Genomic DNA, 12,436 nt, shown 5'->3' with positions numbered 1-12,436 from the left:
GAACGATTTTCAGGTGGGTCAAACCGGCAAGATCGTCGCGCCGCAACTGTACGTTGCAGTCGGCATCTCGGGCGCGATTCAGCACTTGGCCGGCATGAAGGACTCGAAGGTCATCGTCGCGATCAACAAAGACCCCGAAGCGCCGATCTTCAGTGTCGCCGATTACGGTCTCGTCGGCGATCTGTTCTCCGTCGTGCCGGATCTCGCGAGCACGCTGTGACGATGGATCGCGTGCCGCTGCACACGCGCCAGATCACGCTGCAAGGCTTCAGACGCGCGGATGGCCTCTACGACATCGAAGGCCATCTGCGCGACACGAAGTCATACGATCGCGATTCCCATGGCGTGATCGTCAAGGCGGGCGATCCGGTACACGAGATGATGCTGCGCATGACCATCGGCGTCGATTTCGTCATCCGCGAGGCGAAGGCCGAATCGATCATCGTGCCGTATGTCGGCCATTGCGAAACGATCGCGCCCGACTATCGCAAGCTCGAAGGCATGAAGCTCGCGCCGGGCTTCATGCGCGAAATCAGAAACCTGTTCGGCGGCTTGCGCGGCTGCACGCATCTGACCGAACTCATCGGCGCGGTGGCCACCGCCGCATTTCAGACGATGAGCGAGGAAATCAACGCGAGCGGCACCATGCGGCCGTTCCAGCTCGACGGATGTCACGCGCTTCGTACGGATGGTCCGCTCGTGAAGGCATTTCATCCGAAGTGGTACGAGGCGCCGAAGCGCCTGTGACGCATCGGCGTGCGAGCCGTGGCTAGCGCGCGTTGCCAGCAAATGTGTATTCTCTCGAAGTCGTTCCTCGAGAGGAGCATCCGTGAAATACCCCTTGCTTCTGGGCTTCGGCATCGTCGCAATCGACGTGATCGTATGGCGCGCGCGATTGCCCGACAACGACCTGGCCCGGCTCTTCATACGGCTCGCGCTCTTTTTTCTGTTGAGCTGGGTACTCTTTTCGTCGGGTTTGAGTCCGTTCACGCAGGCGCCGTTCGCCGACGTCGTCGAATTGCACTGGGCGGGGCAAATTCTCGAAATCATCTGGTGGTTGATGGGCGCGCGTCTGCTCACGCTCTCACTCGACACGCTGCTGCTTCCACGCGCCTGGAGAAAACAGCGGCTGTTCTCGGACGTTTTCGGTGCCGTGGTGTTTCTCGCGGCGGCCGTGGCGGCGCTTGGCTTCGTGCTCGAACTGCCGGTACGCGGCCTCGTTGCGACATCGGGCGCACTGGCGATCGTGCTGGGCCTCGCTATCCAGAGCACGCTCAGCGATGTATTCGCGGGCATCGTCATCAACACGACGGAACCCTACGCGATAGGTGACTGGGTGACGATCGACGACGTCGAGGGCAAGGTCGTCGAGATGAACTGGCGCGCGACACATCTGTTGACGGGGCAAGGCAATACGCTCATCGTCCCCAACGCTGTCGCGGCGAAGGCGAAAATCACCAATAACAGCAGACCGGGCGACGTCCACGGCATATCGATCGTCCTCGAGATCGAACCCGAGGCGCGGCCGAAGAACGTGCTGGACGCACTCGGGCGCGCGCTTACCGGTTGCAATCTGATTCTCGCGACGCCGGCCCCATACGCGCGCATGAAGCGCACGACGACGAACTCGGTCCAGTATGAAGTGGTGGCCTTCGTCGACGACATGAACAAAAAGCTCGCCGTATGCAACGAGCTCTTCGACCTCTGCTACCGCCATCTCACCGCGGCTGGCGTGGCATGGCGCGCGCTGGGCGTAGCGGCGCCCGCGCTTGCATCGAGAGATGAAAAAGAAGCCTTGTTAAGACGCGTCGACTTGTTCGACAGCCTTTCAGGCGAGGAAATAACGCGGCTCGCGAAGCGTTTGTCGCGACACGAATATCAGGCGAATCATCAGATCCTGGCGCCCGACACCGTGCCCGATAGCTTGTCGATCGTGCATTCGGGCGTGCTCTCGGTCGCGGTCGTCGAAGCGGCAGGCGCTCGCGAGGTTGCTCGCATCGGGCCGGGCGAAGCATTCGGGGAAGCGGGATTGCTCGCCGGAATCGCGATGCAAGTATCGATCTCGACGCTCACGCCATCGGTTCTATTTCAGCTGGCCAAGGACGACATGACGTCGTTTCTCAAAGATCATCCGGAAGTAGCGAAGCAAATGTGCGAGCTTCTGGCGTATCGGCAGGATAAGCTCGGCAAGCTCGCGACTCCGATGCCCGCCGAGCACGAACAAGGCCACTCGCTGTTCCAGTGGTTGATCGGGAAAGTATGGAACGCGCATTCGCTGAATCACGACTCCCGAAGCGATTGAGCATACGGCTCAAGCTGCTTCAGCGGAGATGGGTCGCGCGGCCGGATCGATCACATTCTCGTCAGTCACCGACGCAAAAGCCTGAACGGCCGCGCGTGCCGCCGCTTTCCTCGTCTTGCCCGCACGCGACGGCGGCTGGCAGGCGCCGCACACGACGCCGTGCTGCAAGTCATGCTTGTGCGCGACGAACTTGCCGGTGCAGCGGCAGCAGGGCGTCAATTGCAGCATCTCCGCCTCGAAGAAACGCACGAGCGTCCAGGCGCGCGTCAGGTCGAGCACCGGTTCGGCGTCGTTGCGCGTGCAGTGCTCCAGATACAGCCGATATCCTTTGGTCAGCGCATCGAGGTGCGAGCAGCTCGCTTCGTTCTTGAGGAACAGATAAGTGTTGAAGAATAGCGACGCGTGAATGTTCGAAAGCCACGGCATGTACCAGTCCGCGGAGAAAGGCAGCATTCCCTTTGGCGGCGACACGCCTCGCACTTCACGATAAAGACGGATGAGACGTTCGCGCGAGAGCGTGAGTTCGCTTTCGAGGACCTGCATGCGCGCACCGAGTTCGATGAGCGCGACTGCGCGAAACACCTCTTGCGCTTCTTCGGTCAGGCTTTTCTTTGCAATGAGGTTCATGGAGGACGGCGCCTTAGATCAGCAGTTTGACGGGTTGGCCTGCCAATAGAACCGCAGCATGCGTCGAAGCGATGTCGGCGTGCTTCGGAGGTTGCGTCAGCGCGGAGAGCAGCATGTGATCGTTGAAGCGGAACGCGCATAACAGCTGATCGGAAGAGGCGAGCTTCACGACTTGGGGCAGCGAGAGGCTCATCAGCAGATCGGCAACCTCGGCGGATAGCCCGAGGCGAAACATGCCGATCGCGCGGTCCTCGCGCAAGATTCGCTGCGCCAGGATGAGATAGGAAAGATTGATCTCTCGAATGCTTTCTTGGATTTCGAAGGTGCTCATCTTTTTAGGCCTTGATGTCTCCAAGGCTTTCGTTGCCTTCAATGATTTCAGTCTAGGCGCGCGTCTCCACCGGATCAATCGTCAGAAGATTGATTTTAATTAATCGATTAGCAACACCGTTAAAGGATTGTTATCCCGTTCTCCGGGAACGGAATATGCGCTGCGGGGCGGCCTTGTCGGCACAGGAAAGCGGCTTTGCTCACGATGATCGAGCGGCAGTCGATACCGGCGGCGCTTCAGTATTCAACTATCCGGCGAGTGGCCGCCTACCGAACCTCGACCATTTTCGCGCCACAATCCCGACATGCTTCCACACGGACAGGCTATGGAACGTCGCGCACTGCTTCCCCCGTTGAATCCGACCCGGGCGTTCGAGGCGACCGGACGCCTGCTGAGTATTTCCAAGGCCGCCGACGAATTGGCCGTGACGCCCGCCGCCGTCAGCCGGCAGGTACGCACGCTCGAAGCCTATCTGGGCGTCGATCTGTTCGAGCGTGTGAAAGGACGGCTTGAGCTGACCTCGGCGGGTGCGCGGTATCTGGCGGAGTTGATGCCGCTCTTCGCAGCGCTGCGCGAAGCCACCGACAGTCTGCGTTCGTCGGAACGGCGCGCCCGCGTGCTCAAGATCCGCTCGCCCGCCACATTCGCGGTGCGCTGGCTGATTCCGCGTCTCGCGAGCTTTCATCGGCTGCATGAAAACATCGACGTGCAACTGACGACATCACCGGCTCCGCTCAATTTCGCGCGTGAGGATATCGACGCCGGCATTCAGCTAGGCGACGGCAAGTGGCCCGGTCTGCGCGTGCAACGTCTGATCGCGAACGAACTGGTGCCTGTCGCCGCGCCGTCGAGACAGGTCAAGGCGCGCTCGCAGTTACAGGGCGAAACGCTTCTGCACACGCTCGCACGCCCTGAAGACTGGACCTTGTGGCTGAAGGCTGCGGGCCTTCCATTGAGCGGGCGACGCCGCGAGATGCGCTACGAAACGTCGCTGCTCGCGTATCAGGCAGCGATCGAAGGGCACGGCGTCGCGATCGCGCAGAAGGCGCTGGTGCGCAGCGAACTCGAAAGCGGTCTGCTCGTCGCTCCGTTTTCATTCGAGCTGGACCGCGGCAATCACACGTACTACTTCGCGTGGCCGACGGCGCGTCCGCAATCCGATGCACTGAAGATTTTCCGCCGATGGCTGCACTCGTTGCTCAACGAATAGCGCTCACGAATCGCCGACCCTTTAACAAAAAGTCAAAGGCTCGTTTCTAAATTGTCGATTGTCCGGAAGGCCGGTGAGTACCTATTCTCGTCGGCATGATTCGTCGCGGTGACGAGTCACGAGACAGGACAATCACAAATGCCAAGAGACAGCCTCAACGGCGTGCGGGTGATCGATTTCTCGCATGTCCTCGCCGGTCCGGTCTGCTCGATGACGCTCGCCGATCTCGGCGCACACGTCGTCAAGATCGAGCCGCCCGACGGCGAGATCGGGCGGCGCATCGGCCCGCCGTGGATCAGCGGTGAAAGCCCGGCCTTCATCAGCGTCAACCGCAACAAGTACAGCGTCGCGATCGATCTGAAAACCGACGCGGGGCGCGAAGCCGTTCGCCGCATGTTGCGCGAGGCCGACGTGCTCGTCGAAAACTTTCGGCCGGGCGTGATGGCATCGATGGGACTCGACTTCGACGCACTGCGTCAGTTGAATCCCCGGCTCGTCTACTGCTCGATCTCCGCCTTCGGTCAGACGGGCGCGAATCGCAAGCGGCCGGGCGTCGATGGCGTGATCCAGGCTGTCAGCGGTCTGATGAGCACGCTCGGCACGACGAACGCCGAGCCGCTGAAAGTCCCGATTCCCGTTGCCGACATGATGGGCGGCTATCTCGCATCGATCGCGATTCTCGGCGCGCTGCATCAGGTTCGCGCGGGCGGCGGTGCCCAGCATCTCGACGTGAGTCTCTACAACGCGACGCTGATGCTGCAGCAGATCGGCTTCGCTGCGTATTTCGCGTCCGGCCGCGAGCCGGAAAAAACCGGCAGCGCCGCGCCTTATGCGTGCCCGAACGAAGCGTTCGCGACGCAGGACGGCTGGATGATGGTCGTCGCCTATCATCCGGAACGATGGCGCGCGCTGTGCGAGGTGCTCGCATCGTCCGCACTCGCAGCGGATCCGCGCTTCGCCACCAACGACGATCGCGTGCGCCATCGCAAGGCGCTGCATCACATGCTCGCGGCGCGTTTCGTCGAACGCCCGACCGCGGAGTGGATGGAACGGCTCGCAGCGCGGGACATTCTGTGTTCGCCCGTCGCAACCTACGGCGATGTCATCGAAACGGCGGAATACGCCGAATGCGGACTGGCGCAGACGATCGATCATCCGGTCGCGGGAATCATGCGTACGCACGGCTTCGCGCTCGGTCCATCCGACCGCGCAAGCGTGCCCGACGTGCCAGCGCCGCTGACGGGCCAGCACACGCTGCAGATGCTGGAGCGATACGGCTTCGCCCAAAGCGAGATCGCGGAACTGCTGAATGCGGGCGTGATCCGCCTGGGCCGCGCAACGCGCGAGACCTGCGATGAAGACCGCAAGGTGAGCGCATGAGCGCCGCGATCATACGGAGCGAACGACGCGGCCAGGTCGCGCTCGTGCGTCTCGCGTCGGATAACCCGCTCAATCCGCTGACCGACGCGTTGATGGATCAGCTCATCGACGTCCTGCTGCGCAACGAAGCCGATCCGCAAATTCACGCAATCGTTCTGACAGGGTCCGACAAGGCCTTCGCCGCCGGCGCCGACATCGTCGCGATGTCGAAGCTCGATTACGCGAGCGCATTCTCGGATGACTACATCGGACGAAGCTGGGACCGCATCCGCATGGCCCGCAAGCCGATCATCGCTGCGGTAGGCGGCTATGCGCTCGGCGGCGGCTGCGAACTGGCGATGATGTGCGACATCGTCATCGCCGCGGACGATGCGCTCTTCGGCCAGCCCGAAATCAAGCTCGGCATCGTGCCGGGCGCGGGCGGCACGCAGCGTCTGCCGCGCGCGGTGGGCAAATCGACCGCGATGCTCGCGTGCCTGACCGGCGAATCCTTCAACGCAAGCGAGGCATTGGCATATGGACTCGTGTCGATGGTCGTCGCTCGCGAGCGCTTGATCGACGAAGCGATGCGCGTCGGCGAGCAGATCGCGCGTCATTCGCTGCCGGTGATCGTCGCGATCAAGGAAGCCGTCAATCGTGCGTTCGAGTCCTCGCTGTCGGAAGGTCTGTTGTTCGAGCGAAGGCTATTTCATGCGGGCTTTGCGCTCGCCGATCAGAAAGAAGGCATGGCCGCGTTTCTCGAACGTCGTCAGGCCGCATTCCAGAACCGGTAGTTGCCGGCGAAACTATCAGGAGACTTTGTCGTGTCAGCTTATTCAAACGATTCGGGTTCGCTGGTCGAGTCATCCCTCGACGACGGCGTGCTCGTGCTCACGCTCAACAGCGCAAGCGACGGCAACGCGCTGAACGTCGCGATGACAGAGGCGCTGTCGGATGCGCTCGAAGAGATCAACGACCGGCGCGACGTGCATTGCGTCCTGCTGCGTTCGTCGTCGCGGCATTTCTGCACGGGTGGCAACGTGAAGGACATGCAAAGCGGCAGCGATCTGATGAGCGGCAGCGTCGAAGACGTGCGCGACCGCTTGCATCGCAGCTTGCACCGGATCACGCGCGCATTGAGCGGTCTCGATGTGCCTTCGGTATGCGCGGTCAATGGCGCCGCAGTCGGAGCAGGCTGCGATCTCGCGTTGATGTGCGATATCCGCGTGGCGAGCACGAAAGCCGTTTTCGCAGAGAGCTTCTTGCGGCTGGGACTTGTATCGGGCATCGGCGGATCGTGGTTTCTCGCGCGCATCGTCGGCTATGCGAAGGCGCTCGAGCTGACGCTGACCAGCGAGTTCATCGATGCGGAAGCGGCGCTCAAGCTCGACATCGTCTCGAAGGTCGTGCCGGAGGATGCGCTCGACACCGAAGCGTTGTCGCTGGCGAAACGCATCGCGCACAGCCCGCCGACTGCACTGCGCATGGCGAAGCGGCTCGTGCGCGAAGCGGCCGATGCATCGCTTGAAACGACGCTCGAAATGGCGGCGAGCATGCAGGCCATTCTGTTGTGCGGCCGCGAGCACAAGGAGGCTGTCGACCGGTTTCTCGCGCAGCAAGCGGCGAAGAAGCGCACGCACATGTGATGCGCCTTACGGCCACTGCGTCGATCGCGCGGGGCCTCACGAACTGAATCACAGGAGACGACCATGTCCACGACTTCCGGCGCGCGACATTCAAAGCCCGGCATGCTGCGGATTATCGCGACATCGAGCCTCGGCACGATGCTCGAGTACTACGATTTCTTCGTCTACGTCGCGCTGACATCGACGCTGACGCACTTGTTCCTGCCATCGACGGATCGCACGGTCGCCGCGATGGCGGGCGTCGCCACGTTCGGCATCGCGTATGTCGCGCGGCCGCTCGGCACGATCATCTTCAGCCCGATGGCCGACCGCATCGGACGCAAGAAGACCTTCGTCATCACGCTCGCGATCATGGGTATCGCGACGGTGGGCATCGGCTGTCTGCCGACCTACGCGATGGCCGGCCTGCTTGCGCCGATCGGCCTCATCGCGCTGCGCGTGGTGCAGGGCATCGCGCTCGGCGGCGAATATGGCTCCGCGGTCGTCTACGTCATGGAGCATGCGCCCGCGGGCCGCAAAGGCATGGCGACGAGCGTGCTGCAAAGCACCGCGAGCCTCGGCCTTTTGCTCGCGCTCGCTATCGTGTCGGCGCTGAAGTTCGCGCTCGATGCAGCCGCATTCGAATCGTGGGGCTGGCGCGTCCCGTTCCTGATCTCGGCGCCGATCGTCGCGGTGGCGACATGGATCCGGCTCGGCATGAAGGAAACGCCCGTGTTCGCGGAGATGAAAGAGGCGGGCCGTCTGTCGAAATCGCCGCTGCAGGACACGTTGTCGAGCGCGACGTCGTGGAAGGCGATTCTCGTCGCGATGTTCGGCGCGCAAGGTGGAACGTCGGTATCGCTTTATACGTCGATCGTCTACATGCTGTACTTCCTGCAGAACGTGTTGAAGGTCGATCCGTCGCGCGCAAATCTCTGCCTTGGCGTCGCTATCGTCGTGGCCGCGCCGCTTTATCCGGCGTTCGGCCGTCTGTCCGATGCGATCGGCCGGGCGCGCGTGATGCTGATCGGCATCGTGCTCTGGATACTCGCAGCGTATCCGGCATTCGCGGGCATCAGGACGAATGCGCTCGCGGGCGGCTGGGTCACGGCGACGCTGCTCGTCGCGCTGCTCGCCGTGTTGACCGCGATGATCATGGCGCCGCTGCCCGCGTTCATCGCCGAATGTTTTCCACCGCAAAGCAGGACCACGGGCTTCGGATTGTCGCAACAACTCGGCAATGTGCTGTTCGGCGGGTTTCTTCCGCTCATCAGTCTTTCGCTCGTCAATCTGACGGGCAACCCGCTTGCGGGCGTCGGGTATTCGATCGTTTCGCTGTTGCCCTGCCTTGCCGTTACCTATTTTTGGGGACTGCGGCAGGATCGGCTCATTCGTCAGCGTCATTACGAAGTGCAGTGCGCGAGCCCTGCGGACACGGCTCAATTGCCGGTACGTTGAATCGGCGATGACACGAAGCGCGGCATCGCGATGCCGCGCCTCGCGTGGTTCAGGCGAGACCGGCCATCAGCGTGTATTTCACATGCACATATTCCTCGATTCCATGATGACTGCCTTCGCGTCCGTAACCGGATTGCTTCACGCCGCCGAACGGCACCGAAGCCGTGCCGACCGAGCCGGAATTCAGAATCACCATGCCCGCCTCGATGTTGCGCGACAGCCGGAACGAGCGGCCCAGATCGCGCGTGAACGCATAGGCGACGAGTCCATATTCGCTGTCGTTGCTGCGTGCGATGACTTCTGCTTCGGTCGAGAAGCGATAGATCGGAAAGACGGGACCGAAGATTTCGGTCGATGCGATCGGCATATCGTCCGCGACATCGACGAGAATCGTGGGCGCATAGAAGAGTCCGCCTTTCGCGTGCGCATGTCCGCCGAGCACGGCCTTGGCGCCGCGTTCGCGCGAATCGTCGACGAGCTTGCCGACCTTGTCGATGGCCGCACGATTGATCAGCGGACCGACGACGAACCGGTCCTGCAGCCCTTGATCGACCGGGATCGCTTCGACGAGCGCCTTGACGCGCTGAACGAACGCATCGTGGATGCTCGCCTGCACATACACGCGGTTCGGCGAAATGCAGACCTGTCCGCTGTTGCGCAGCTTCGCGGACACGAGCGCTTTCGCGGCTTCGTCGAGATCGGCATCGTCGAAAACGATGAAGGGCGCGTTGCCGCCGAGTTCCATCGTCATTTTCTTCAGCGTGCCGGCGCACTGCGCGGCGAGCAGCTTGCCGACCGCGGTCGAACCCGTGAACGAGATCTTGCGAATGCGCGGATCGTCGGTGATGAGTTTGCCGATCTGAACGGGGTCGCCCGTCACCATTTCGAACACGCCTTCCGGAATGCCGGCGCGGCGCGCGTATTCGAGCAGCTTGTATGCGGTCAGCGGCGTTTCCTCGGCAGGCTTCAAGAGGATCGTGCAACCCGCCGCGAGCGCGGTCGCGACCTTGCGCGTAATCATCATGAACGGGAAGTTCCACGGCGTGATCGACGCAACCGGCCCGACAGGCTCTTTCGTGACGATCACCGCTGCGTCTTTCGCGTGCGTGGGGATGGTATCGCCGTACACGCGTTTCGCTTCCTCCGCGTACCATTCGACGAAGCCCAGGCCATAGTCGATTTCGCCGAAGGCTTCCGACATGCACTTGCCGTTCTCGCGGCACATCAGTTCGGCGAATGCGGTCTTGTCGGCGCTGACGAGGTCGAACCATGCGCGCAGCAGTGCGCTTCGTTCGCGTGCCAATGTGCGCGACCACGCCGGAAAGGCCGCGCATGTGCGGTCGATGGCGGCGCGCACCTGCGCTTCCGAATGATGTTCGACTTGCCCGACGAGCGTGCCGTCGGCGGGATTGAGTACATCGATCATGCTTGTTCTCCGAGGTGAGTTGACTTGCATGATCGAATGTTAGGCATATGGCAACGCGACGAGAACGCGTGATCGTCTGCAAAGCTTGCCCGATTCTATGAACACGCCTTTATCGAACTCGACGCATGAAAACGCACCGCCCGCCCAAATTGCCGACGATGGAAACCGAAGCCGCCGCACTCGCTCGCGTGCACGCTTCGATGGTGAGCCGGCTGCTGGAACTCGCGCCGAACGAAGGCTATAACGCGACGCCGATGCCGGACATTCGCCTGTTGCGATCGAACCGTCCGCTCACGCGCACGCCGGTGCTGTACGAGCCGGGTATCGTCGTCATCGCGCAAGGCCGCAAGCGCGGCTATCTCGGCAGCAAGGTGTATGTCTACGATGCGCAGCACTATCTGGCTGTCGCGTTGCCGCTGCCGTTCTCGATGGAAACCGACGCCACCGCCGACGAACCGTTGCTCGCGGTGTACGTGCGTCTCGATGCGACGCTCGCCGCCGATGTATTGCTGCAGATCGACGAGCGCAATGGCGTGGTGCCCGGCGAGCCGGGCGGCATGGCCACGACGCGGCTCGATCTGGCGCTCGGCGAAACCATGCTGCGCTTTCTCGACGCAATGCGCGATCCGCTCGAAGCCGCGCTATTGGGGCCGACGCTGGTGCGCGAGATTTACTTTCGCGTGTTTATCGGCGAGCAGGGCGCTTCGATGCGCGCCGCGCTCGACCTCGATGGACATTTCGGGCGCATTTCCAAGGTGCTGCGCAAGATCCATTCGAGCTATGCCGAAGCGCTGACGATCGAAACGCTCGCAAGGGAAGCGGCCATGAGCGTGCCGTCCTTTCATATGCACTTCAAGGCGGCCACCAATACTTCTCCGCTGCAGTACATCAAGTCGACGCGACTGCATCAGGCGAGGCTATTGATGGCGCGGCAAGGCATGACGGCTGCGGCGGCGAGCGCGCGAGTCGGCTATGAGAGCGCATCGCAGTTCAGCCGCGAATTCAAGCGGCTTTTCGGCGGCACGCCTTCGGAAGAATTACGACGAATGAAGCGGCATTTCGCGGTGCCGGAGGCGGGGCCGTCGCCTTATGTGTCGTCGCATTGAACCGACGTTCCTCGTTAAAGCTCATTGCGTCGAAGCTGCTCGTCGCGCTTCTCTTTGCATAACTCGATGAACCTCTGCACCGGCGCCGTCGGCGTAGCGCCGCGACGCGTTGCGATCCCGTACGGCGCGCCACGTCGCTCGATACGGATCGGCAGCACCGCCATCATGCCGTGCGCCTGAAAGTATCGCGCGACCTTCAGTGGCATCAGCGCAACGGTCCCCGCGCTGGCGCGCAATAACGACAACGTCGCGAACGTCGATGACGTTTCGATCGCGTATCGCGGAAAAGGAACCTCCGCGTCGTCGAAAAGCTGTTCGAGCAGCGAGCGCATCGGCAGGGCGGCTTGCGGCACGATCCACGGATTGTCCGCAAGCGCTTCGAGCGTCAGGCGCTGCACGCTCGCGAGCGGATCGGCGCCATCGACCACGAGACACACTTCCTCCACTTCGAGCGGAATGAAATCGTAAGCCTCAGGGTGAACGCTGATGCTCGGCCGCCCGATGACGAGATCGAGCAGACGCTGATCGAGCATCGACAGCAAACGCGCGCTGTTGTCCTCCCAGACCTCGACGGACACGTCCGGCTGCACTTGCCGCAGCGCACGCAGGATGGGCGCGAGCCACTCGGGCATCGAACCCATCACCGCGCCGATGGCAAGCATCCCTCCGCCGCCGCGCATGATGGCCGCAAGCTCGTCGCGCAGCGCGCCGATCTCCGAACGCACCGCGCGCGCGTGACGAATCACGCAGCGCCCGAGTTCGTTCGGCACGATGCCGCGCGGCGAACGGGCAAACAGTTCAGTGCCGAACATCGCCTCGATTTCGCGCAGCGACTTGGTCGTCGCGGGCTGCGAGAGCGACACCTGTTGCGCCGCCTTGCGCAGCGAGCCATGGTCGTCGAGCGCGATCAAAAGCGCGACGTGATTGCCGCGCAGCCGCCTCAATATCGCATCGATACTGGTTATCACCGATATAACTCCAACGTCTCACCT

13 protein-coding genes are annotated in these 12,436 nt (G+C 62.4%); 9 read left to right on the top strand and 4 right to left on the bottom strand.

Annotated features, from left to right (window positions below):
• From QCE49_RS33245 to QCE49_RS33235, 3 genes are all read left to right on the top strand, one after another.
• Positions 1-220 (top strand): FAD-binding protein (locus QCE49_RS33245; protein ID WP_309806849.1); only part of this gene is annotated, 220 nt, incomplete at its 5' end.
• A gap of 2 nt (positions 221-222) precedes the next feature.
• Complete coding sequence (locus tag QCE49_RS33240; protein ID WP_175981697.1) at positions 223-747, top strand: DUF2889 domain-containing protein; 525 nt, start codon at positions 223-225, stop codon at positions 745-747.
• An 82-nt stretch (positions 748-829) separates the two neighbouring features.
• Positions 830-2,302 (top strand): mechanosensitive ion channel family protein, encoded by a 1,473-nt coding sequence (locus tag QCE49_RS33235; RefSeq protein ID WP_250460729.1) that lies wholly within the window; start codon positions 830-832, stop codon positions 2,300-2,302.
• 9 nt (positions 2,303-2,311) lie between these two features.
• On the opposite strand, the gene flhC is transcribed toward QCE49_RS33235, so the two are convergent.
• Together flhC and flhD are read right to left on the bottom strand one after the other, a co-directional pair.
• Positions 2,312-2,920 carry a flagellar transcriptional regulator FlhC gene (gene flhC / locus QCE49_RS33230; protein ID WP_175981699.1) on the bottom strand — a complete coding sequence of 203 codons (609 nt, stop codon included), beginning with the start codon at positions 2,918-2,920 and terminating at the stop codon, positions 2,312-2,314.
• Between the two features lie 22 nt (positions 2,921-2,942).
• Complete coding sequence (flhD, locus tag QCE49_RS33225; protein WP_008346874.1) at positions 2,943-3,260, bottom strand: flagellar transcriptional regulator FlhD; 318 nt, start codon at positions 3,258-3,260, stop codon at positions 2,943-2,945.
• Positions 3,261-3,585: 325 nt separating this feature from the next.
• Here flhD and QCE49_RS33220 point away from each other — a divergent pair, with 325 nt between their 5' ends.
• From QCE49_RS33220 to QCE49_RS33200, 5 genes are all read left to right on the top strand, one after another.
• Positions 3,586-4,470, top strand: coding sequence for a LysR substrate-binding domain-containing protein (locus QCE49_RS33220; RefSeq protein ID WP_008346873.1), 885 nt, complete (start codon positions 3,586-3,588; stop codon positions 4,468-4,470).
• A 138-nt stretch (positions 4,471-4,608) separates the two neighbouring features.
• Positions 4,609-5,850 carry a CaiB/BaiF CoA-transferase family protein gene (locus tag QCE49_RS33215; protein ID WP_008346872.1) on the top strand — a complete coding sequence of 414 codons (1,242 nt, stop codon included), beginning with the start codon at positions 4,609-4,611 and terminating at the stop codon, positions 5,848-5,850.
• Positions 5,847-6,623, top strand: a complete 777-nt coding sequence (locus QCE49_RS33210; RefSeq protein ID WP_250437355.1) for an enoyl-CoA hydratase-related protein — start codon at positions 5,847-5,849, stop codon at positions 6,621-6,623. The genes QCE49_RS33215 and QCE49_RS33210 overlap by 4 nt, the downstream gene beginning before the upstream one ends.
• Positions 6,624-6,653: 30 nt before the next feature.
• Positions 6,654-7,475 carry an enoyl-CoA hydratase-related protein gene (locus QCE49_RS33205; RefSeq protein WP_250460731.1) on the top strand — a complete coding sequence of 274 codons (822 nt, stop codon included), beginning with the start codon at positions 6,654-6,656 and terminating at the stop codon, positions 7,473-7,475.
• 63 nt (positions 7,476-7,538) lie between these two features.
• Positions 7,539-8,912, top strand: a complete 1,374-nt coding sequence (locus tag QCE49_RS33200) for an MFS transporter (protein ID WP_250441505.1) — start codon at positions 7,539-7,541, stop codon at positions 8,910-8,912.
• 49 nt (positions 8,913-8,961) lie between these two features.
• Here QCE49_RS33200 and QCE49_RS33195 read toward each other — a convergent pair whose 3' ends face one another.
• The gene (locus tag QCE49_RS33195) at positions 8,962-10,338 is read right to left on the bottom strand and encodes an NAD-dependent succinate-semialdehyde dehydrogenase (protein ID WP_008346868.1); all 1,377 of its coding nucleotides are present in this window, start codon (positions 10,336-10,338) and stop codon (positions 8,962-8,964) included.
• Positions 10,339-10,463: 125 nt separating this feature from the next.
• Here QCE49_RS33195 and QCE49_RS33190 point away from each other — a divergent pair, with 125 nt between their 5' ends.
• Positions 10,464-11,444 carry an AraC family transcriptional regulator gene (locus QCE49_RS33190; RefSeq protein WP_008346866.1) on the top strand — a complete coding sequence of 327 codons (981 nt, stop codon included), beginning with the start codon at positions 10,464-10,466 and terminating at the stop codon, positions 11,442-11,444.
• A 14-nt stretch (positions 11,445-11,458) separates the two neighbouring features.
• Here the strand turns inward: QCE49_RS33190 and QCE49_RS33185 are convergent, their stop codons facing one another.
• A complete protein-coding gene (locus QCE49_RS33185) occupies positions 11,459-12,412 on the bottom strand; it encodes a LysR family transcriptional regulator (RefSeq protein ID WP_250456877.1) in 954 nt (317 codons plus the stop codon).
• Positions 12,413-12,436: the final 24 nt, after the last annotated feature.

This window comes from Caballeronia sp. LZ008, from assembly GCF_031451435.1.
Taxonomy (GTDB): Bacteria; Pseudomonadota; Gammaproteobacteria; order Burkholderiales; family Burkholderiaceae; genus Caballeronia; species Caballeronia zhejiangensis.
This window is presented reverse-complemented; position numbering and strand designations above follow the sequence as displayed.

Excerpts from the sequence above, each read along its gene's own strand:
- QCE49_RS33240 (WP_175981697.1), top strand. The coding sequence starts at position 223 with ATGGATCGCGTGCCGCTGCACACGCGCCAGATCACGCTGCAAGGCTTC.
- flhD (WP_008346874.1), bottom strand. The coding sequence starts at position 3,260 with ATGAGCACCTTCGAAATCCAAGAAAGCATTCGAGAGATCAATCTTTCC.
- QCE49_RS33220 (WP_008346873.1), top strand. The coding sequence starts at position 3,586 with ATGGAACGTCGCGCACTGCTTCCCCCGTTGAATCCGACCCGGGCGTTC.
- QCE49_RS33215 (WP_008346872.1), top strand. The coding sequence starts at position 4,609 with ATGCCAAGAGACAGCCTCAACGGCGTGCGGGTGATCGATTTCTCGCAT.
- QCE49_RS33210 (WP_250437355.1), top strand. The coding sequence starts at position 5,847 with ATGAGCGCCGCGATCATACGGAGCGAACGACGCGGCCAGGTCGCGCTC.
- QCE49_RS33200 (WP_250441505.1), top strand. The coding sequence starts at position 7,539 with ATGTCCACGACTTCCGGCGCGCGACATTCAAAGCCCGGCATGCTGCGG.
- QCE49_RS33195 (WP_008346868.1), bottom strand. The coding sequence starts at position 10,338 with ATGATCGATGTACTCAATCCCGCCGACGGCACGCTCGTCGGGCAAGTC.
- QCE49_RS33190 (WP_008346866.1), top strand. The coding sequence starts at position 10,464 with ATGAAAACGCACCGCCCGCCCAAATTGCCGACGATGGAAACCGAAGCC.